Consider the following 20,762-nt stretch of genomic DNA (forward strand, 5'->3'; position numbering starts at 1 on the left):
CCGGACAGTTCCTCCGGCCATTGTAGCTTCATTGCCAATCACTTAGCGCGGGCCTCGCCCCCGCTAGCAATCAGGTTTCCGAAAAGTAGCTCTGCAGGGTGCGAACCTCAAGGTCCCCGCCCAGATAAGCGCGGATGCCCTGCGCGGCCGCCACGGCCCCGGAAAGAGTGGTGTAATACGGCACTTTATGCAAGAGGGCCGCGCGCCGCAGCGAACGGCTGTCGGCAAGGGCCTGCGGACCTTCCGTGGTGTTGAAGACGAGCTGGATGTCGCCATTGGTGATGGCGTCGACGATGTGCGGCCGGCCCTCCAACACCTTGTTCACCTTTTCGGTCGGAATGCCCTGATCGGCCAGGAAGCGCTGGGTGCCCGAAGTCGCCAGCACCTTGAAGCCGACGGACTGCAACAGCCGCACCGCCTCCGCGATGCGGTTCTTGTCGCTGTCTCGCACCGAGACGAACACCGTGCCCTTGCGTGGCACGCGAGTGCCGCCGCCAAGCTGGCTCTTGGCGAACGCGACCTCGAAGGAGCGGTCGATGCCCATGACCTCGCCGGTCGAGCGCATCTCGGGGCCGAGCACCGTGTCGACGCCGGGGAAGCGGGCGAAGGGGAATACCGATTCCTTGACGCCGACATGCTTGAGCTGGGCCTTCTTCAGCTTGAAGTCGGCGAGCTTCTCGCCGGCCATGATGCGGGCGGCTATCTTGGCGACCGGCGTGCCGATCACCTTGGCGACGAACGGCACGGTGCGCGAGGCGCGCGGATTGACCTCGAGCACGTAGATGTCGCCGTCCTTGATGGCGTATTGCACGTTCATCAAGCCGACGACGTCGAGGCCGAGCGCGAGCTCGCGGGTCTGCCGCTCCAGCTCCTCGATCATCTGGGCATCGAGAGAGTAGGGCGGCAGCGAGCAGGCGCTATCGCCGGAGTGGATGCCGGCTTCCTCGATGTGCTCCATGATGCCGACGATGAAGACGTCCTTGCCGTCGCAGAGGCAGTCGACGTCGACCTCGGTGGCGTCGGAGAGATATCGATCGAACAGCAGCGGGTTCTTGCCGAGCACGGTGTTGATCTGCCCGGTCTTGTCGTTGGGGTAGCGCGCCTTGACGTCGGCGGGCACCAGCTCCGGCAGCGTGCCGAGCAGGTAGTCGTTGAGCTGGTTCTCCTCGCGAATGATCTGCATCGCGCGGCCGCCGAGCACGTAGGACGGGCGCACCACCAGCGGCAGGCCGAGATCGGCGGAGACGAGCCGCGCCTGCTCGACCGAATAGGCGATGCCGTTCTTCGGCTGCTTGAGACGAAGCTTGTCGAGCACGCGCTTGAAGCGGTCGCGGTCTTCGGCGAGGTCGATGGCGTCGGGCGAGGTGCCGAGGATCGGCACTTCGGCGGCCTCCAGTGCACGGGCGAGCTTCAGCGGGGTCTGGCCGCCGAACTGCACGATCACGCCGTGCAGCGTGCCCTTGCTGCGCTCGGTCGCGATGATCTCCAGCACGTCCTCGGCCGTGAGCGGTTCGAAATAGAGCCGGTCGGCAGTGTCGTAGTCGGTCGACACCGTCTCCGGGTTGCAGTTGACCATGATGGATTCGTAGCCGGCATCATGCAGCGCGAAGCAGGCGTGGCAGCAGCAATAGTCGAACTCGATGCCCTGGCCGATGCGGTTCGGACCGCCGCCGAGGATGATGACCTTCTTGCGGTCCGACGGCTCGCTTTCGTCCGCAACTGCGCCCGCGAACGGGGCCTCGTAGGTCGAATACATATAGGCGGTGGGTGAGGCGAACTCGGCGGCGCAGGTGTCGATGCGCTTGAATGCCGGACGGACGCCGAGCGCATGACGTTTTGCCGTCACATCGGCTTCCGTGCTCTCCGAGAGCACCGCCAGACGCGCGTCCGAAAACCCCATGGCTTTCAGAGTGCGCATGCCGAAGGCATTTTGCGGCAGGCCGTTTTTGCGGACCTTCTCCTCCATGTCGACGATGCAGCGCATCTCGGCGAGGAACCAGGGATCGATCTTGCAGGAGTTGAAGATCTCCTCGTTGGACCAGCCGAGCCGCATCGCCTGCGCCACCTGGAGCAACCGGTTCGGCGTCGGTGTGCCCAGCGCGGCGCGGATCGCGTTCTTGTCGTCGCCCTGGCCGAGCCCCTCGATCTCGATCTCGTCGAGGCCGGTGAGGCCAGTCTCGAGACCGCGCAGCGCCTTTTGCAGGCTCTCCTGGAAGGTACGGCCGATCGCCATGACCTCGCCGACCGACTTCATCGAGGTCGTCAGCGTGTGGGAGGCACCGGGGAATTTCTCGAAGGCGAAACGCGGGATCTTGGTCACCACGTAGTCGATCGTCGGCTCGAACGAAGCCGGCGTCGCGCCGCCGGTGATGTCGTTGGCGATCTCATCGAGCGTGTAGCCGATCGCGAGCTTGGCTGCGACCTTGGCGATCGGGAAGCCGGTGGCCTTCGAGGCCAGCGCCGACGATCGCGACACACGCGGATTCATCTCGATCACGACCATGCGGCCGTCGGCCGGATTGAGGCCGAACTGCACGTTCGAGCCGCCGGTCTCCACCCCGATCTCGCGCAGCACCGCCAGCGAGGCGTCGCGCATGATCTGGTATTCCTTGTCCGTCAAGGTCAGCGCCGGCGCCACCGTGATGGAATCGCCGGTGTGCACGCCCATCGGATCGAGGTTCTCGATCGAGCAGACGATGATGCAATTGTCCTTCTTGTCGCGCACCACCTCCATCTCGTACTCTTTCCAGCCGAGCACGGATTCTTCGATCAGCACTTCGTTGGTCGGAGACGCATCAAGGCCGCGCTCGATGATGTCGAGGAACTCTTCCTTGTTGTAGGCGATGCCGCCGCCGGTGCCGCCCATGGTGAAGGAGGGACGGATGATCGCGGGCAGGCCGATCTCGGACAGCGCCATCATCGCCTGGCCCATCGCGTATTCCTGGTAGCGCTTGCGGCGATCGCTCTCGCCGAGCGTCCATTGCCGCTCGCATTCTTCGCGCGCCACGCCGGTCAGCCTGTCGCGCTCGGCGTGATATTTGTCGCGGAAGGATTTCTTCAGCGCCGAGGCATTGGCGAGCCGCGACTTCGGCGTCTCGAGCCCGATCTTGGTCATGGCCTCGCGGAACAGCTGGCGATCCTCGGCCTTGTCGATGGCGTCGGCTGTCGCGCCGATCATCTCGACGTCGAACTTCTCCAGCGTGCCCTGCTGGCGCAGGCTCAGCGCGCAGTTCAGCGCGGTCTGGCCGCCCATGGTCGGCAGCAGCGCGAAGCCGCCCGGCGTGACGTGGCGCTCTTTCTCGATGATCTTGGCGACGATTTCAGGCGTAATCGGCTCGATATAGGTCGCATCCGCCAGCTCCGGGTCGGTCATGATCGTCGCCGGATTGGAATTGACCAGGACGATCCGATAGCCCTCTTCCTTCAGCGTCTTGACCGCCTGAGTGCCCGAATAGTCGAATTCGCAGGCCTGTCCGATCACGATGGGACCGGCGCCGATGATCAGGATGGTCGAGATGTCGGTTCGTTTGGGCATCACCGCTCGCGGGCTGGATTTTTGGGCACAAAAAAAGGGCGCGCTTGCCGCGCGTCCCCTTTAGCCGAGAGCGCGGGTTTCCCTCGCGCGCGGGTGGGTCTTAGACCAGTTTTCGGGGCGGCGAAACCCCGAAAAATGCCCATCAACCGGCAATTTTCACGGGTTTTGGCCGCGCCTGCCAGCCGCGGGCAAGATGCACCAGAAGCGAGGCCGCAACGCTCGATCCGCCGATCCAGCCGAGATCGGTCGGCGACAGGGTCGCGAGCACCGCGCCGCCCAGAGCCCCGCCGATGGCGAACCCGAGATACATCGCCGAGGCATTGAGCGAGAGCGCGATCATGGAGGCCTGAGGCTCGATCCGGATGATGCTGGCGACCTGAGCCGGATAGAACGCCCAGCCCGAAAGGCCCCAGAGGAAGATCGCGCCCAGTACCGCGTAATGCGCCTGTCCGGGCAGCAGCTTCAGGACCAGCGAATGCAGGATCAGCGCACTCGCCATGCCGGCAAGCCCGAGGGCTGCGGTGGCGATCGTGCCGAGCCGGTCGGCCAAGACCCCACCGAGCATATTCCCGATCGCAGCCGCGCCGCCGAACACCAGCAGCGCAAGGCTGATTTGCGAGGCATCGAAGCCGAGGCCGTGCAGCGGAACCGCAAAATAGGTAAACAGGGTGAAACCGCCGAGCGCCCATAAAATCGTGATCAGAAGGGCGATCAAGATATTGCCGTGACGCGCTACCGCCAGCCGATCGGCCAGCGAGGCCGTGTTCCGCGGCAGGCCGCGGGGCAGGCCGAACAGGAGACCTGCGAGCGCCACCCCGCTGATCAGGGCGACCATGGCGAAGGTCGCGCGCCAGCCGAGCAAGCTGCCGACGAGATTGCCGAGAGGAACGCCGATGACGGTCGCGACCGTCAGGCCCGAGGTCACGAGCGCCACGGCACGCCCGCGCCGCTCCGGCGAGGCGACTGCCACGGACACCGCGAGCGCCGTCGGCATGCACAGTCCCGAGCCAAGCGCCATCAGCATGCGCGAGGCCAGCAGCAGGGCGTAGTTCGAAGCCACTATCGCCGCGAGGTTTCCGGCGATGAAGGTCGACAGCGCGAGCACCAGCACCGTGCGGCGGTCGATGTTGTTGAGGACCACAGCGAGGATCGGGGAGCCGACCGCATAGGTGAGGGCGTAGGCGGTGACCAACTGGCCGGCGGCCGAGACAGAAATCGAAAGGTCAGCGGCGATCGACGGTAAAAGCCCAGCTATGACAAAGGCTTCCGTGCCGATCGCGAAGGCCGCCAGGGCCAGCCAGAATACGCTCATTAGAAAGATCCCATTGTTCAATGTTTATTGAACTATTGATCGCCGGTGTTATCATGTCAATTGGTTCAAGAACTATTGAACATAGCTTTCGCGATGCTATGATTCAGCCATGAGCCGCACGCCGTTGCACCCCACCCGCGAGCAGATCGAGCTGCCGATGGTCCTCGATTGCCTGAGCGATCCGATCCGGCTGGCGATCGTCTATCAGCTTGCCCAGCAGGAACGTGTCAGCAGCGAATTGCGCTGCGGCGATTTCAGTGGCCTGGGAGCCAAGTCGAACCTCGCCTATCACTTCGCCAAGCTGCGCGAATGCGGGCTGATGCAGACCCGTGTGGTGGGGACCAGCCGCTTCATGCGGCTGCGCCGCGAAGATCTGGAAGCGCGCTTCCCGGGCCTGCTCGATGCCGTGATCAACTCGGCCGCCAAGGATGCCGATCGGCTGCAGCTTCTGTCCGAATGTGAGGTGGTTGACGCGGACCAAAATTGAGCCGATCGCGCGAGAGCGCCCAATTTGCCCGACGAGTCAAAACCTTCGCAAAATCCAGCGAGGCATCGGAAGTCGCCGGCTACTGTGCATGGGGTGTTTTCGAGATTCTGAATTTGGCGCGGTCTGTCGAAGCGTGCCCGCCTTCGCCCTTCGGGCTTCGTCGCGGCAGCCTTCGCTACGATGGGGCTTGCCGAGCCGAAGCTGGCGGAGCCAGCGAAGGCTGGAGACCCGGCCTGGATTTGAACCAGGATAAAGAGCGATGCACCGCCCTCGCGTTGACGCTTCCGCCACCGGGCCGACTGGATCATTACCGATCGCAGTCGGGCAGGCTACCGGCACTCCCGATTAACCCTAACCGCGTGCAAAGGGTGGCCGCGCGATGAAGGTCATGCGCCAGCGGTTGTGGCCGATATTGGTGTGCGCGCGCTGCACCGAAAATCCCGCGGCCGCGAGCTTGGCGGTGATCTCGTCCTCGCTGTAGCGCTGCAGTCCGATGCGCGAGCGCAGGTGGCGGTAGTCGGACAGCGCGGTCGAGACCAGTCCGACCAGCGCATCCTTCAGAAAGCCGTGACGCGCGCCAAAACTAAGAAGGGCCAGCACGTCCCTGAACATGCCGACGTCGGGCTGGAGGATATCGCCGAGCACGAGCTTGCCTGAAGGTTTCAGGAGCCGGCGGATCACAATGAACGCGGAATCCAGTTCCGCCGGCGTCATGTATTGGACGACCGAGTTCATCACCAAGAGATCGATGGATTGTTCGGCCATCTTGCGCACGTCTTCAAGCGAGCGGACGCGGATCTTGGTGTTCGGCGCAAAGCGCGCGATCAGACGGCCGCGCACCCCCGGTGCGGGCTCTGCCAGGATCAGCTTGCCGCAGGCATTCGCCACCTCGCTCGCCGACAGCGCCTCGCCGCAGGCATAATCCAGCACCGTCGCATCGGGCGAGGAGATATAGCCGATGATGTCCCGCGCGATGATCTGGAAGTGCAAATCGCGATGCAGCTTGCTGACATAGATCGTGTGCGTGGAGTCGTAATAGTCGATCCAATCGTTCATGGTCTTCGAAGGTCCCGGCAAAACGGTTCCGGCCCAGGAACCGCGCGTGCTCGCCTGCGTTAGGGGTGCGACGGCACGCCGTCAATGTCCGCGTCCTAACAGGAAGGTCTCCCGTGAGCAAAAAGCCTGATAACCATAAGATCTCGTCCGATCTCGACACCCCGACCGATCTGGCGCCCGGCTCGGTCGACAAGGTTTCGGAAGCGCTCAACGTGTTGCTTGCCGATGCCTTCGCGCTGTACCTGAAGACCAAGAATTTCCACTGGCACATCAGTGGCCGGCATTTTCGCGATTACCACCTGCTGTTGGACGAGCAGTCGGACGCGATCTTCGCCACCACCGATCAGCTCGCCGAGCGCGTCCGCAAGATCGGCGGCGCCACGCTGAAGTCGATCGGCCAGGTCGCCAAGCTCAAGACCATCAAGGACAATGATGAGGATTACGTCCCGCCGCGCGAGATGCTGCGCGAGCTGATGCAGGACAACAAGCATGTCGCAGCCGCCATGCGCAAAGCCCACGAGGTCTGCGACGATGCCGGCGATGTCGCCAGCGCCAGCCTGCTCGAAGTCTTCATCGATGAGACCGAGCGCCGCACCTGGTTCCTGTTCGAGGCAAGCCGCCAGGAAGGCAGCAACGCGGCGTAGGCACCGCTACGGCCCCAACGGACCGAAGCGGTAGTTGACGCCGAACATCGCGGTGTCGATCCGGCGGGTCAGCTGGATCGGCGTCGTGAAGCCAGTCGCCGCTCCGGTACCTTGCAGAGTGGGCGTCGTCGATCCGAAATCCAGATAGTTGTACTCGGCGAACACTGACCAGTTCGGCGCGAGCAGGTATTCGATCCCGCCTCCCGCCGTCCAGCCGGCGTGCGATCCGGCCCCCGCATATGGACTGGTGATGCCCATCCCGTTAACGGCATAGTCAACGGTCGATTGCGTCCAGGCGGCGCCGCCCTTGGCATAGATCAGGAGTTGCGGCTGAATGGCGTAGCCGATGCGTGCGGTCGCCGTTGCGAACCACGACATTCGCGAGCTGAGATCGTAGACATTGGGAAATAGCGGATGAGCCGGTCCGGGGACGAACTGATGGCTGCCTTTCAGGTCGGCGGCGTCGTACAGGCCCTGAACGCCGAACACCCAGCCGCCCGCCTGATAATCGCAACCGACCTGACCGCCGCCGAGCGCGCCGCTGGTGCGCTCGCTACCGAGATCGAGCGGCGATGCAAGGTGCGGCCTCACGTCGGTGAAGCTCGTACGGCCGGAGCCGCCGCCGACATTGGCGCCGACATAACAACCGGTCCAGCGGTAGGCGACACTGGCAGGCGCCTTGGTCACCAGCGCCCCCGGCGGCAGATCGGCGGAAAATGCCTCGGCTTCAACGCCAATGACGCCGGCCAGAGCCAGCGCTGCGACCATACGATTTGCGATCATGCCCACCCCTTATTCCTCCGAAAATGGATTCATGTCCGATCATTAGGGGCGCGAGGGCCGCTCAGCTTGGACTGTGCGGCCCTGCCAATCCGGACCAGACGGCAACCAACGGATTGTTCGAACCAAATTCGGTTGGCTGTCGACCCAACGGAACAACCATCGATCGCAGGAGAGGGATTTGACTGATACGGCGCCGTTCCGGCCCGTCCACATTTCGACGCAGGAGTTTCCTCAAGACAAGCGCCTCGCGATGTGGCGCGAGATCTACGGGCGCAACATCGGCAATTTCGACATCGAGCCGATTGGCAATAGGCCGTTCCACGCCGACGTGACGTTTCATTCGTTGCCGGGCGTCGGAATCGCCGTTGGCTCGCGCTCTGCGGCGCATTACCAGGTCACACGGGCGCTGGCGGGCAGGGGCAGGGATAGCATCGTTCTCTCGATGCTGCGCAGCGGATCGGCCACCGTCACGCAGTTCGGCAAGGAGACGGCCATTGGGGTCGGCAGCGCCTGTCTGCTGACCTCAACTGATGCCTCGACAAGCACCCTGCACAACCGCGGCAGCTTCATCACATTGGCGCTGTCGCGGCCGCTGATCGCTGCGATCGTCCCGCATTTCTCGTCGACATTGGGCCGATCCATTCCGGCCGGCAATGCCGCACTTCGGCTGCTGGGCCGATATGTCGAACTGTTGCAGGCCAGCGGCGATCTCGTGTCGCCGCAACTTGCCGACAGTATGTCCGCCCACATCACGGACCTCGCAGCGCTCGCGATCGGCGCGCGGGGGGATCGCGCGGACGCCGCAAGGCGACGCAGCGAGGGGGACGTCCGCTTGAGCGCGATCCGGGCGGACATCACGTTGGCGCTCGACCGCCACGACCTGTCGGCCGGCATGATCGCGGCAAACCAGGGAATTTCACCGCGTCATTTGCGCAGGTTGTTCGAGCAGGGCGGCAGTTCGTTCTCGGCCTTCGTCCTTGCCCAACGATTGGCGAAGGCCCTTCGCATGTTGACCGACCGACGATATAAGCGACTGAATATCACGCAGATCGCCTATGAGGCGGGCTTCAGCGACCTGTCATATTTCAATCGGACGTTTCGCCGCCTCCACGGCGCGACGCCGTCCGATGTCCGCAAGGCCGCGATGTCGGCCTCTGACATCGAGAGGTAGCGACGCGTGGCTGATTGGTTCGTGACAGCCCGTGACGATTGCTCCGCTGTCTTTCACTCGTAGGATGGCGTCGCAAGCGTCGGCTGTCGCTCGGCGAGCATGCGTGCGGCGGCCATGCCGACCAGCATCGCGATCATGAACAGCATGGACGCGCGCGTGCCGTAGCCGAGTGCGGCGAAGGCCGGGCCCGGACAGAAGCCGGCAAGGCCCCAGCCGATGCCGAAGATCGCGGGACCGGCGATGATGCGCTGGTCGAGATCGGCTTTCGTCGGCAGCTGAAAGCTGTCGGCGAGCAGCGGCCGCGGCCGCTTCAGCACCAGGCGGAAGCCGATGAAGGCGGTCGCCACCGCGCCAAGCATCACGAACATCAGGCTCGGATCCCACGTGCCATCAGCGATGGCTGCGAGATCGAGAAAGTTGAGGACCTTGGCTGGATTGGCCATGCCGGAAATCAGGAGGCCGCCGCCGAACAAGAGACCGATGATGAACTGGATCAGGATCGACATGTGCGCGCCTCAGAACAGGTGCCGGACGACGAAGGTGGTCGCAACGCCCGTGGCCATGAAGGTGAGCGTTGCGACGATGGAGCGCACCGACAGCCGCGAGATGCCGCAAACGCCGTGGCCCGAGGTGCAGCCATTGCCCCAGACCGAGCCGAAGCCGACCAGGAAGCCTGCAATGGCGAGCATGATGCCGCCCGCCGCGATCGCCTGCGGCGGCAGCGCGCCGGTCCCGAGCCGCCAAAGCATGGGCGCGGCGACGAGACCGGCGAGGAACGCGAGGCGGCCCGTCCAGTCGCGATCGATCACCGGCGGCAACAGCCGCGCCGCGATGCCGCTGACGCCGGCGATCCGGCCGCTGACCGCCATCAGCATCACCGCGGAGAGACCGATCAGTGCGCCGCCGATCAGCGCGGCGATCGGCGTGAAGGTCGTGGCCATGGGTGCTTCCTCGTCACGTCGCGAACAATCCGGGCGTAATTCTACGCCCGATCGCTCACCGCTGCCACAGCCGCACCAGCGGCCCGTTCGCGCCCATCACCGGGTCGGTCTTCGGCACCGCGACCTTCGGAATCGTCTTCAGCGCCTTGGCGTGGTTCTCCGGCGTTGGGCGCGTGACTTCCATCTTCGAACCGGGTGGATAGGCGCCGACCACGCAGAAATCGTTGCTCGCGGAGAGCCGCTGATGGCCGGTGCCGGCCGGCAGGATCGCAACGTCCCCGGCGGAAATCTCGAGCTCCTGGCCGTGATCGCCGCCGAAGCGCACGCGGGCGTGGCCGCGCGCAACGCCGAGCACCTCATGCACGGTCGAATGATAGTGAAGATAATCGTACACGCCGTTGCGCCACATGCCGCCCCACCCGTTCGCCGCGAACAGGCTTTCGATGGTTTCTTCGGGACGCTTGGGATCGAGCTTGACCGCGCCCTGATAGACCAGGAACGGCAGGATGTTGTTCGGCACGAGACCGTCGTCTTCGAAGACGATCGCCAGCGGCTCGGCATTGTCGTGGACGACGGACATCGCGGGCTCCTGCATTGGGATAGCAGGGTTCAACGACCCGTGTGAATTGACGTTCCCTCGTCATTCCGGGCTCGCGCTTCGTGCGCCGAGGAATGGCGGAACAAAGATGCCCGGGACCAGCCCGGGCATGATGTCGTGGCAGCGATTGTGCGAAGGGCTTACGCCCGTTTTCTCTCGCGCATCAGATCGGCAAAGCGCTGGAACAGATAGTGCGAATCGCGCGGGCCCGGCGAGGCCTCGGGGTGGTACTGCACCGAGAATACCGGCTTGCCGTCGAGCTGGATGCCGCAATTGGAGCCGTCGAACAGTGACACGTGGGTCTGCGTCGCGCCCTTTGGCAGTGTCTTCTCGTCCACGGCAAAGCCGTGGTTCATCGAGGTGATCTCGACCTTGCCCGTGGTCTCGTCCTTCACGGGATGGTTGGCGCCGTGATGGCCCTGATGCATCTTCTTGGTCTTGGCGCCGACGGCAAGGCCGAGCATCTGATGGCCAAGGCAGATGCCGAAGGTCGGTGTGCCCGATTTGATCACGTCCCTGATCACCGGCACGGCATATTTGCCGGTCGCGGCCGGATCGCCGGGTCCGTTCGACAGGAACACGCCATCCGGCTTCATCGCCAGGATGTCATCGGCGGACGTCGTCGCCGGCACCACCGTCACCTTGCAGCCGACGCCGGCGAGCAGGCGCAGAATATTGCGCTTGATGCCGTAGTCGATGGCAACGACGTTGTAAGTCGGATTCTCCTGGTGGCTGAAACCCTTATTCCATTCCCAGGGCATCTCGTCCCAGGTGAAGCGCTGGCCGGAGGTGACCATCGGCACGAGGTCCATGCCCTCGAGGCCCGGCCATTCGCGCGCCTCTTCCTTCAGGCCGTGCAGGTCGAACTCGCCATTCTTCGCGTGAGCGATCACGGCGTTCGGCATGCCCTTGGTGCGGATCAGCGCGGTCAGCGCGCGCGTGTCGATGCCGGACAGGCCGATGATGCCGCGTGCCTTCAGCCACTGGTCGAGATGGCGGGTGGCGCGATAGTTCGAGGGATCGGTGATGGCGGTGCGCAGGATTACGCCGCGCGCGCCGGGCGTCGCGGCCATGTTCACCGTCTCGATGTCTTCCTCGTTGGTCCCGACATTGCCGATATGCGGGAAGGTGAAGGTGATGAGCTGCCCGGCATAGGAGGGATCGGTCAGGATCTCCTCATAGCCGGTCATTGCCGTGTTGAAGCAGACCTCGCCGACGGCGTGTCCTTCGGCGCCGAGGCCAAAGCCTTCGAGCACCGTGCCATCGGCAAGCACCAGGAGCGCGGTCGGTTTATGGTCCGGCCAGGCGGGATCGTTTTCGGATTGTGTCATGAGCCCGCTACATAGTCCGGCGCGGCGCTGCCGTCAAAGCGAAGAAGCGCGGATTCACATGCGTTTTTGCATGTTTGACAGGCCTCCGCGGCCAGGGGGGAGTGCGAACCGCAATTTTGCGCCAAATTGGCGCCGGCTGGGGGAATAATGGACCGAAACCTCATATCTTCCGGTCTGGCCTCCCCGGCGCGAACGGCCTAAATCAGGCGCGACACAATGGAAGGAACCAGGACCATGATGCGCGACGACATCAACGCCGCGGTGAAAGAGGCCATGAAGGCCAAGGACGAGCGCAAGCTCGGCACGCTGCGCATGGTCAATTCGACCATCAAGAATGCCGACATTGAGGCGCGCGGCGCCGGCAAGCCGCCGTTGAGCGATACCGAATTGCTCGGCGTGCTCCAGAAGATGATCAAACAGCGCCAGGAGTCGGTCGAGCTTTATGAAAAGGGCGGCCGCGCCGAGCTCGCCGCGCAGGAGCGCGAGGAGATCGCTGTCATCTCGGCCTACCTGCCCAAGCAGATGTCCGATGACGACGTGAAGAAGGCGATTTCGGATGCGATCGCCGAGACCGGTGCCGCCGGCATGAAGGACATGGGCAAGGTGATCGCGGCGTTGAAGGCGAAGTACACCGGGCAGATGGATTTCGCGAAGGCGAGTGGCTTGGTGAAGGCGGCGTTGACGGGCTAGCGCGCTCTCTTGCCCTCTCCCCTTGCGGGAGAGGGCGGCTTCGCGCAGCGAGGCGGGGTGAGGGGTCTCTCCGCGCGCGAATCTCTGGACATGTCACTTGCGGTTAGAACCCCTCATCCGGCGCTTTGCGCCACCTTCTCCCGCAAGGGGAGAAGGAGGCACCTGTGATGAGGGAGCAACCGATGACCACCGCAATTGAACCGTTTCACATCAACGTCAGCGACGACATCCTCATCGATCTCAAATCGCGCCTGGCGCGCACGCGCTGGCCGGAGGCGGAGCTCGTCGACGACTGGAGCCAGGGAGCGCCGCTGAGATGGCTCAAGGAGATTTGCGGCTATTGGGCCAACGAATATGACTGGCGGGAGCGCGAGGCAAAGCTCAATCGCTTCGATCAGTTCACGACCGAGATCGACGGGCTTGATATCCACTTCATCCACGCGCGTTCGAAAGAGCCTGCCGCGTTCCCGCTGATCATCACTCATGGCTGGCCCGGCTCGATCGTCGAATTTCAGAAGGTGATTGCGCCGTTGGTTGATCCCGCCGCACATGGCGGCAATCCGGCTGATGCTTTCCACGTCGTGTGCCCATCGCTGCCGGGCTTCGGCTTCTCGGCGAAACCCAAGGCGACCGGCTGGGGCGTCGATCGCATTGCCGCGACCTGGGCCAAGCTGATGGATCGCCTCGGCTATATCAATTACGGCGCGCAAGGCGGTGATTGGGGCTCTGCGGTAACGACCTCGCTCGGCGCGCAGGATCCAGCCCACTGCTCCGGCATCCACATCACGCTCGCCTTCAACTCGGCACCCAAGGTCGAGGGCGAGCCGACGGCCGAAGAGAGACGCGCGCTCGCCGGTCTGAAGCGCTATGTCGATCTCGACTCCGGCTACTCGAAGCAGCAATCGACCCGGCCGCAGACGCTCGGCTATGGCCTCACGGATTCGCCGAGCGGGCAGGCGGCCTGGATCCTGGAAAAATTCTGGGCCTGGACCGATTGCAACGGCCATCCCGAAAACGTCTTCACCCGGGACGAGTTGCTGGACAATGTCATGCTCTATTGGGTGACGGAGACGGCGACATCCTCGGCGCGGCTCTATTGGGAAAGCTTCGGCAAGCGGCGCACGACGCCGGTCGTCAAGGTGCCGACGGGCGTTGCGGCGTTCCCCAAGGAGATCATCACGCCAGTGCGGCGCTGGATGGAGCCCAATTTTCACAACATCACGCATTGGAGCGAGATGGAAAAGGGCGGCCATTTTGCCGCCTTCGAACAGCCCGAGCTGTTCGTGCGCGACGTGCGAAAATTCTTCGCGACGGTGCGGACGCGGGGATGAACTCTTTCGACGCAGTCAGATAATGCCAAAGACGTCTCACGCTGCGGGGCTTCACCGCGCTTCACTCGAGAAGCTGCACGATCTGGATGCGGCGCTCGAGCTCATGTATTACGGCTGGCGCGGGATGACGCTCCTGGCTGACGAGTATCTTGCGAAGCAGGGCCTATCGCGTCCGCATCATCGCATCCTCTACGTGGTGGCCCGCCGGCCTGATATCGCGATCGGCTCGCTGATCGAGACGCTCGGCATTTCCAAGCAGGCATTGAACCGGCCGCTCAAGGTGTTGATCGAGCGCAAGCTCCTGACGTCGAAGCGCTCGCCCGAGCAACATCGCTCCAAACTGTTGCGCCTGACGGAAGCGGGACAGCGCATCGAGCGGAAGGCATCGGACCATGAGCGCAAGGTCTTGCGCGCAGCGTTTGATCGCGTCGGGGTGCCAGGTGCTGCCGCATGGATGGCCGTCATGGAGACGATCGCCGACAACAATTGATTTTCAAGTCAACATAGTTGACATGAGAGGCGGCCTTTGCCACTCTCCTGGTCGCGAACCAGGCGAGGGCAGCGCCATGAGCGGACAGACAATGGATCGCGCGGCCGCCGAAAAGTTTGTCGAGGCATCGGGCGCGAACCGGTACGGAAACTAACTATGCGCCTTTCAGATTTCGTCCTGCTGCTCAACGCGTTCTGGTTCGGCGGTGCCTTCATTCAGTTCAGCATTGCCCAGCACAATACGCTGAAGATACTCGTGCCGCGCGAGGAGCGCGGCAATCCGATCGCGCCGACCTTGTCGGCCAGCGTGGCGTTTTTGGGCGCGATCAATCTGCCGATCGGAATTCTTTCGCTCTATCTTCTGGCTGTTCGGCCGTCCTTCTTTCAGCCGATCGAAGCTCAGCTGGTTTTGTTCCTGTTCTTCGCTGCCTGCCATTTCAGCCAGTTCGCCTATAATCTTCCGGTACTGATGCGCGGCGGACGCATCGGGGTGGCTTACTGGCCCGTGTTGAAGGGACCGATGCTCAGGATCTTCGTCATCGACGCGACTCTGTTCCTGGCCAATCTCGGTGTCGCGCTTCTGCTCGCGGCGCACTCCTGACCAAGGGCGAAGATCGCGCAGCTCGGTGCCCGAAAGAGGATTGCGGTATCCGCTGACCGCTCAACTCTCCCGTGCGCGCTCTTCGAGAGCGGACTATCATTGGCGCCAGCGTTTCGCGCGGCGAAGGTCGCGCGAGGGGAATTCGCGGAGGAAGCCAATGTCCATTTCGGGCAAAGTCGATCCTGTGGTGCGCCCTGTGGCCGCGACCGACATCGCGGAGGCGCTGGCCGAAGGCCTGCGTGATTTTCAGGCGCTGCCGCTATACGGGCTTTGTTTCGGCGTGCTCTACGCCGCCGGCGGCATCGCCATCATGCTCTGCCTCACTGCCTTCGGCATGATCTATCTCGTCTATCCCCTTGCGGCGGGTTTTGCGCTGATCGGGCCGTTCGTCGCGATCGGCCTTTACGAAGTCAGCCGGCGCCGCGAGCGAGGTGAGCCCGTTTCCTTCGGCGCGATCTGGTCGACGATACGTTCGCGCGGCGAGATCGGGTGGATGGCCTTCGTCACGTTGTTCGTGTTCGTGGTCTGGATGTATCAGGTGCGGCTCTTGATCGCGCTGCTGCTCGGCCTGCACGCCTCGTTCTCGAGCTTGCAGGAATTCATGACGGTGGTGCTCACCACAAATGAGGGCCTGTTGTTCCTGGCCATCGGCAACGCAGTCGGTGCTGCGCTGTCCCTGATCCTGTTCTCGCTGACGGTGGTGTCGTTTCCGCTGCTGCTCGATCGCGATGTCGATTTCGTCACCGCGATGGTGACGAGCGTGCGCGCGGTCGTCACCAGTCCGTTGCCGATGATCGGCTGGGCCGCTGTCATCGTGATGCTGCTGGTCGTCTCGGCGCTGCCGTATTTTCTCGGGCTGGTGGTGACACTGCCGGTGCTCGGCCATGCGACGTGGCATCTCTATCGGCGGCTGGTGGTGCCGGTGCCGTAGCTCCGCTGTCGTCCTGGCGAACGCCAGGACCCATTACCGCAGGGAGCAGTTTTGGCGTAAAGCTGGTAACTGCGGTTCTTCGCCAAACTTCTCCCTGTGGTTATGGGTCCCGGGTTCGCACTTCGCGCGCCCCGGGACGACAGTAGATTGTGCCACTACGGCGTCTTGATGCCCATCGCCTTCAGCGCGTCCAGCATCCGTTGCGGCGGGCCCATCTTGACCACCAGCGGCTTGCCAGTCTCCAGCACGCTCTTGAGGCTCGACAGGATCGCGGGCCAGCCCGAGCGACCGCCGGCGAGGATGTCGTCGCTGAGCGGCCGGTCGTGGCCTTCGCTCATGGTGAGCCGGACGGCGTCGCCGGCCTCTTCGATCTCGTAGGTAACGAGCGTCGGCCCGAGCTTCTCGATCAGTTCAGGCCAGTTCACGTTGAAGGTGACCGAAAGCTTTCGCGGCGGGTCGTATGCGAGGACCTCACCGCTGATATGCACCGCGCCGTCCGGCGTGCGCACGGTGAATGCGCCGCCAAGCCGTGGTTCGACCTCGACCGCATTGCCGAAGAAATACATCCGGCTGAACTCGGCGGAGGTCAGCGCTTCCCACACCTTCGCGGGCGTGGATGCGATGTAGATAGTGTAGACCGTGAGCGGCTTGAACTGATCGATGTTCAGCGGCTTACTCATCGCGCTTCTCCAGTTGACGTTTCAACTCGCTGAGCGCGGCAAGTTTCCCGCGCTCGAACTTCCTGATCCAGCGTTCGCCGATCTGATGGATCGGCACCGGGTTGAGGTAGTGCAACTTCTCGCGGCCATGCCTGAAGGTGGTGACCAGGCTCGCCTCTTCGAGAATGGCAAGGTGTTTGGTGACGGCCTGGCGGGTCATCGCAAGGCCCTCGCAGAGCTCGTTCAACGTTTGCCCGTTGCGGGCGTGAAGTCTGTCCAAGAGCGACCGTCTCGAGGCGTCGGCCAGCGCTTTGAAGACCTCATCCATCAAACGACAGTACGCAACCAAATGGTTGCATGTCAAGCGTATCGTCGTTCCGGATTAACCGCTGCATAGTTTCCGGAATGACAGCCGTGATATCGAGATCATGTTTTCGGCACGGTCCCTGTGTTAGCGTTCTATCTCAGCCAACGAAGATTGGTTCCGGGAGGAAACATGTTTCGTCGCGTCCAACTTGCTGCCTGCCTCGCCCTTCTCGCTTGCAGCTCCATTGCCCACGCCCAGAAGCAGCAGGTGATCGGCGCGCCGCCCGAAGCCTCCAACATGAAGCTGGTCGGATATAACGACCTTCAGGCGCGCAGCGCCTATCAGCCGACCATTCATCATCAGGGCGATCGCTGGATCGCCTATATCGGCCATCACGGTGGCACCGACGACGTGCCCAATCCCGTCAACCCCCTGACGGGGCAGGCCGAGCCGAACGGCACCTCGATCGTGGACGTCACGGATCCCGCGCATCCGAAATATCTGCGCCACCTGCCGGGGCAGGAGGGCAAGTATGAATCCGGCGGCGCCCAGATGGTGCGGGTCTGCGACGGCAAATCATTGCCGAAGGGCGATGCCAACGCCGTCTACATGCTCCGCACCTTCGGCAGCGAGGCGCACGAGATCTGGAACGTCGCCGATCCCGCCAATCCCGTGCTCGTCACGCGCCTCGGTGGTTTGAAGGACACGCACAAGAGCTGGTGGGAATGCGACACCGGCATCGCCTACCTCGTCTCGGGCGCGCCGGACTGGCGCACGCGCCGCATGACGCAGGTCTATGATCTCTCTGATCCCGCACATCCGCAGAAGATCCGCGACTTCGGCCTGCCCGGTCAGGAGCCCGGTTCGACCGGCGCGGTGCCGACCGAATTGCACGGGCCGATTTCGACAGGGCCGACGGGCAACCGCGTCTATTTCGGCTACGGCACCAACAAGGGCGGCATCCTGCAGATCGTCGATCGCGAGAAGCTGTTGAACGGCGGCAAGGAGCCGACGCCGGAGAATCTGCGTTATCCGGAGATCGCCCGCCTGCCGATGTCCGCCTTCAACGGCGCGCATACGACGTTTCCGATGCTCGACATGCCCGTCGCCGAGTTCGCCGAGGACAAGGACGGCAAGACCCGCGACATCGTGATGATCGTCGACGAGGCGATCTTGAACGAATGCGGCGAGGCGCGGCAGATGGTGTGGTTCGCCGACGTCACCACCGAGGCGCGGCCGATGATGATCTCGAGCTATACCGTGCCCGAGGCGAGCGGGCAGTTCTGTCAGCGCGGCGGCCGCTTCGGCTCGCATTCGTCGAATGAAAGCATGGCACCGGTCTATTACAAGAAGATGGCCTTCATCGCCTTCTTCAATGCCGGTGTGCGCGCGCTCGATATTCGCGATCCCTACCACCCGAAGGAAGTCGGCTACTTCATCCCGGCGATCACCCAGGCAACGGACAAACGCTGCATCCCGGTCGAGGGCGGCGAGCGCTGCAAGGTTGCGATCCAGACCAACAATGTCGAGACCGATGACCGCGGCTACATCTACATCGTCGATCGTGCCAACACCGGGATGCACATTCTGGAGCTGACGGGCCCCGCGCGCGCCGTCGCCGGCCTGCCGAAGAACTGATGATGCGGCGCGCGGCGATCATATTGGTCTTCGCAATCGCGCTCGTCGCGTCCGGCACCGGCGCCTATCAACTCGCAGCGGTGCCGGCTGACGCATCTGCTTATTGGCGTGAGATCGCCTGGCCGTTCCCGCGCGACGGCTGGCCCGCCGGCCGCGCGTTCCGCTGCGAAGGCGCCTGCGCCGGCGCCGAACTCTATGTTCGCGCCAAGCTCGGCTTCTGCAATTGCGACCGCGGCGTTGCCGACGACGACGAGGTCGATCGCGTCGCCGACCTCGATTTGATCAGCCAGCGTTTCGCGCCGGCTGCTCCGGGCGATCGATTGCGCGTCGGCGAGCTGCATGGTCGCGCCAGACGCTACGATCTCGACATGCCCGACGGCACGCGCCACGCAGCCACCGGTATTGCGCTCTCGCGCCGCTGCGATCTCCTGGTTGCGGTGGTGCAGGGAGCGGGTGAGGCGAAGGCCGTGGAGCATGCGGCGCTGGAGTTTTTGGAGACTCAGGAGATGAAGAGATGGATGGTCGCAGCGCTGGACGGGAGATGAGGAAGGCGGAATCGCGCAATCTCCTCCGCCGTCATCACCCGCAAAAGCGGGTGATCCAGTATTCCAGAGACGGTTATGGGATACGGAGGGGCCGCAGCGTACTGGATACCCGCTTTCGCGGGGTATGACGACGGTGTTTGTGGCCCGTGCGTGCGACACACGTCGAGCTTTCGCTTCCGCCTCGATCATGCATTAATTGCACCGCAACTCCCTCAGCGAGCCCCCCATGATGTCCTTGCAAGCCTATCTCGCCTTCGTCGCCGCCTGCATTGCGCTGGCGCTGTTGCCTGGCCCGATCGTGACGCTCGTCATCGCCAATGGCCTCAGGCATGGAACCCGTGCCGCGCTGACCAACGTCGCGGGTGCGCAGGCCGGTCTTGCGATCGTGATCGGCGTCGTCGCGATCGGGCTGACCTCGCTGATGGCGACGATGGGCTACTGGTTCGACTGGGTGCGCTTTGCCGGCGCCGCCTATCTGATCTGGCTCGGCATCAAGCTGATCTGGGCGCCGGTCGAGGGCGTCAAGGTCGACGAGCCGCCGGCTCCGCCGCGCGGTGGCTTCTTCCTGCAAGGCTTCCTGGTGCTGCTGTCGAACCCGAAGGTGCTGGTGTTCTTCGGCGCCTTCATTCCGCAGTTCATGGACATGAACCGCGACCACTTCCCGCAGGTCGCGCTGCTGGGCGCAACCTTCATGGTGACGGCGGCGATGACGGACGCGCTCTACGCCACCGCGGCCGGCCGCGCCCGAAAGTTCTTCTCGGCGCGCCGCACGCGGATGATGTCGCGCGTCTCCGGCGGCTTCATGATCGGCGGCGGTATCTGGCTGGCGCTGACAAGGGCGAAGTGAGGGCTACACCAACCTCTCTGCCCGCAGCTCCACTTCGATCTCGCCAAAAATCCTCGCCAGCCGTTCCGCCCATTGCTGCTGGCCGGATTGGTCCGTGATCAGATCCTGGCGGATCTCGATGCCGGTGTTCAGGAGGCCGCGGGCTTCGCCGTGGACGGGGATGGTGTAGTCGGTGAGGTCGCTCACCGCATAGGGCTCGTTGTCGCCGACGACGAGATCACTTTCGCTGCGCAGATGTTTCAGCAACAGGTGCGGCAGCACGGTGTCGCGGTGATAGAGCGTGCCGATGTGCCAGGGCCGCGCGACGCCGGCATAGACCGGCGTGAAGCTGTGCAGTGCGACCAGCACCGTCCGGCGCCCGGCGCGAACACGCGCATCGATCGCCGCGTTGATGCGGCCGTGATAGGGATCGAAAATCTCGCGGCGTCGCGCGTCGCGCTCTCCTTCCGAAATGCCCTCATTGCGCGGGATCGCGGTTGCCTCCGAAATCACGGGGATCGAGCTTGCGACGCCCGGTGGGCGGTTGCAGTCGATCACGAGCCGCGAATAGCGCTGCGCGATCAGATGCGCATCCAGCATCCCGGCGAGCCGCTCGGCGACCCCGGCAATCCCGATGTCCCAGGCGATGTGCCGGGTCAGTTCGCTCTCGGCAACGCCGAGATCGCCCAGTGCGTGCGGCAGCGCGCGCCCGTAATGGTCGCAAGTGAGCAGGAAGGGCGAGCCTCCTGCGGCATTCGTCTCATGCACAGGCGTACTATCGCCTTTGCCGAGAAGCTGATTGGTCGCGCCGGCCGCCTCTAAGGTCATCCTGACTGCCTATGGAAAATGCACTCTGCTCTTAAAATTGAGCAGCCAACGCTATAGAT

The 20,762-nt window shown here is 63.7% G+C and carries 22 protein-coding genes; 11 read left to right on the forward strand and 11 right to left on the reverse strand.

What is annotated here, in order from left to right; translation table 11 throughout:
• Positions 1–70: 70 nt before the first annotated feature.
• Entirely contained in the window at positions 71–3,535 is a 3,465-nt protein-coding gene (carB, locus tag ACV1FX_RS15565) for a carbamoyl-phosphate synthase large subunit (protein WP_473118424.1), read from the reverse strand.
• A 142-nt stretch (positions 3,536–3,677) separates the two neighbouring features.
• The gene (locus ACV1FX_RS15570) at positions 3,678–4,847 is read right to left on the reverse strand and encodes an MFS transporter (protein ID WP_473118425.1); all 1,170 of its coding nucleotides are present in this window, start codon (positions 4,845–4,847) and stop codon (positions 3,678–3,680) included.
• A 109-nt stretch (positions 4,848–4,956) separates the two neighbouring features.
• Between ACV1FX_RS15570 and ACV1FX_RS15575 the strand changes: the two genes are divergently transcribed.
• Positions 4,957–5,334 carry an ArsR/SmtB family transcription factor gene (locus ACV1FX_RS15575; protein WP_473118426.1) on the forward strand — a complete coding sequence of 126 codons (378 nt, stop codon included), beginning with the start codon at positions 4,957–4,959 and terminating at the stop codon, positions 5,332–5,334.
• A gap of 351 nt (positions 5,335–5,685) precedes the next feature.
• Here ACV1FX_RS15575 and ACV1FX_RS15580 read toward each other — a convergent pair whose 3' ends face one another.
• On the reverse strand, positions 5,686–6,390 hold the full coding sequence (locus ACV1FX_RS15580; protein ID WP_473118427.1) for a class I SAM-dependent methyltransferase: 705 nt from the start codon (positions 6,388–6,390) through the stop codon (positions 5,686–5,688).
• Between the two features lie 113 nt (positions 6,391–6,503).
• On the opposite strand from ACV1FX_RS15580, the gene ACV1FX_RS15585 reads away from it, so the two are divergent.
• Positions 6,504–7,034: a Dps family protein gene (locus tag ACV1FX_RS15585; protein ID WP_473118428.1), complete on the forward strand. Its 531-nt coding sequence runs from the start codon at positions 6,504–6,506 to the stop codon at positions 7,032–7,034.
• Between the two features lie 6 nt (positions 7,035–7,040).
• Here the strand turns inward: ACV1FX_RS15585 and ACV1FX_RS15590 are convergent, their stop codons facing one another.
• Positions 7,041–7,817: an outer membrane protein gene (locus tag ACV1FX_RS15590; protein ID WP_473118429.1), complete on the reverse strand. Its 777-nt coding sequence runs from the start codon at positions 7,815–7,817 to the stop codon at positions 7,041–7,043.
• Between the two features lie 178 nt (positions 7,818–7,995).
• Here ACV1FX_RS15590 and ACV1FX_RS15595 point away from each other — a divergent pair, with 178 nt between their 5' ends.
• The gene (locus tag ACV1FX_RS15595) at positions 7,996–8,988 is read left to right on the forward strand and encodes a helix-turn-helix domain-containing protein (RefSeq protein WP_473118430.1); all 993 of its coding nucleotides are present in this window, start codon (positions 7,996–7,998) and stop codon (positions 8,986–8,988) included.
• Positions 8,989–9,041: 53 nt separating this feature from the next.
• On the opposite strand, the gene ACV1FX_RS15600 is transcribed toward ACV1FX_RS15595, so the two are convergent.
• From ACV1FX_RS15600 to carA, 4 genes are all read right to left on the reverse strand, one after another.
• Positions 9,042–9,494 carry a DUF6691 family protein gene (locus tag ACV1FX_RS15600; protein ID WP_473118431.1) on the reverse strand — a complete coding sequence of 151 codons (453 nt, stop codon included), beginning with the start codon at positions 9,492–9,494 and terminating at the stop codon, positions 9,042–9,044.
• A 9-nt stretch (positions 9,495–9,503) separates the two neighbouring features.
• Complete coding sequence (locus tag ACV1FX_RS15605) at positions 9,504–9,929, reverse strand: YeeE/YedE family protein (protein WP_473118432.1); 426 nt, start codon at positions 9,927–9,929, stop codon at positions 9,504–9,506.
• A 55-nt stretch (positions 9,930–9,984) separates the two neighbouring features.
• Positions 9,985–10,509 (reverse strand): hypothetical protein, encoded by a 525-nt coding sequence (locus tag ACV1FX_RS15610; protein ID WP_473118433.1) that lies wholly within the window; start codon positions 10,507–10,509, stop codon positions 9,985–9,987.
• 158 nt (positions 10,510–10,667) lie between these two features.
• Positions 10,668–11,858: a glutamine-hydrolyzing carbamoyl-phosphate synthase small subunit gene (gene carA / locus ACV1FX_RS15615; protein WP_473118434.1), complete on the reverse strand. Its 1,191-nt coding sequence runs from the start codon at positions 11,856–11,858 to the stop codon at positions 10,668–10,670.
• Between the two features lie 234 nt (positions 11,859–12,092).
• On the opposite strand from carA, the gene ACV1FX_RS15620 reads away from it, so the two are divergent.
• The 5 genes from ACV1FX_RS15620 (at position 12,093) to ACV1FX_RS15640 (ending at position 15,900) form a co-directional block, all read left to right on the forward strand.
• Positions 12,093–12,548: a GatB/YqeY domain-containing protein gene (locus ACV1FX_RS15620; protein WP_473118456.1), complete on the forward strand. Its 456-nt coding sequence runs from the start codon at positions 12,093–12,095 to the stop codon at positions 12,546–12,548.
• A gap of 182 nt (positions 12,549–12,730) precedes the next feature.
• A complete protein-coding gene (locus tag ACV1FX_RS15625; protein WP_473118435.1) occupies positions 12,731–13,879 on the forward strand; it encodes an epoxide hydrolase family protein in 1,149 nt (382 codons plus the stop codon).
• Positions 13,880–13,901: 22 nt separating this feature from the next.
• Positions 13,902–14,369: a MarR family winged helix-turn-helix transcriptional regulator gene (locus ACV1FX_RS15630; RefSeq protein ID WP_473118436.1), complete on the forward strand. Its 468-nt coding sequence runs from the start codon at positions 13,902–13,904 to the stop codon at positions 14,367–14,369.
• 156 nt (positions 14,370–14,525) lie between these two features.
• Positions 14,526–14,969 (forward strand): hypothetical protein, encoded by a 444-nt coding sequence (locus ACV1FX_RS15635; protein ID WP_473118437.1) that lies wholly within the window; start codon positions 14,526–14,528, stop codon positions 14,967–14,969.
• Between the two features lie 157 nt (positions 14,970–15,126).
• Positions 15,127–15,900 carry a DUF2189 domain-containing protein gene (locus ACV1FX_RS15640; RefSeq protein WP_473118438.1) on the forward strand — a complete coding sequence of 258 codons (774 nt, stop codon included), beginning with the start codon at positions 15,127–15,129 and terminating at the stop codon, positions 15,898–15,900.
• Between the two features lie 155 nt (positions 15,901–16,055).
• Here ACV1FX_RS15640 and ACV1FX_RS15645 read toward each other — a convergent pair whose 3' ends face one another.
• Positions 16,056–16,568: an SRPBCC family protein gene (locus tag ACV1FX_RS15645; RefSeq protein WP_473118457.1), complete on the reverse strand. Its 513-nt coding sequence runs from the start codon at positions 16,566–16,568 to the stop codon at positions 16,056–16,058.
• Between the two features lie 4 nt (positions 16,569–16,572).
• The gene (locus tag ACV1FX_RS15650; protein ID WP_473118439.1) at positions 16,573–16,887 is read right to left on the reverse strand and encodes an ArsR/SmtB family transcription factor; all 315 of its coding nucleotides are present in this window, start codon (positions 16,885–16,887) and stop codon (positions 16,573–16,575) included.
• 168 nt (positions 16,888–17,055) lie between these two features.
• Between ACV1FX_RS15650 and ACV1FX_RS15655 the strand changes: the two genes are divergently transcribed.
• The 3 genes from ACV1FX_RS15655 (at position 17,056) to ACV1FX_RS15665 (ending at position 19,896) form a co-directional block, all read left to right on the forward strand.
• A complete protein-coding gene (locus tag ACV1FX_RS15655) occupies positions 17,056–18,504 on the forward strand; it encodes an LVIVD repeat-containing protein (protein WP_473118440.1) in 1,449 nt (482 codons plus the stop codon).
• Positions 18,504–19,049, forward strand: a complete 546-nt coding sequence (locus ACV1FX_RS15660; protein WP_473118441.1) for a hypothetical protein — start codon at positions 18,504–18,506, stop codon at positions 19,047–19,049. Before ACV1FX_RS15655 ends, ACV1FX_RS15660 begins: the two co-directional genes overlap by 1 nt.
• A 226-nt stretch (positions 19,050–19,275) precedes the next feature.
• The gene (locus ACV1FX_RS15665) at positions 19,276–19,896 is read left to right on the forward strand and encodes a LysE family translocator (protein WP_084801570.1); all 621 of its coding nucleotides are present in this window, start codon (positions 19,276–19,278) and stop codon (positions 19,894–19,896) included.
• Positions 19,897–19,899: 3 nt separating this feature from the next.
• Here ACV1FX_RS15665 and ACV1FX_RS15670 read toward each other — a convergent pair whose 3' ends face one another.
• The gene (locus ACV1FX_RS15670) at positions 19,900–20,703 is read right to left on the reverse strand and encodes an N-formylglutamate amidohydrolase (protein WP_473118442.1); all 804 of its coding nucleotides are present in this window, start codon (positions 20,701–20,703) and stop codon (positions 19,900–19,902) included.
• Positions 20,704–20,762 lie beyond the last annotated feature (59 nt).

Source organism: Bradyrhizobium ingae, from assembly GCF_055791185.1.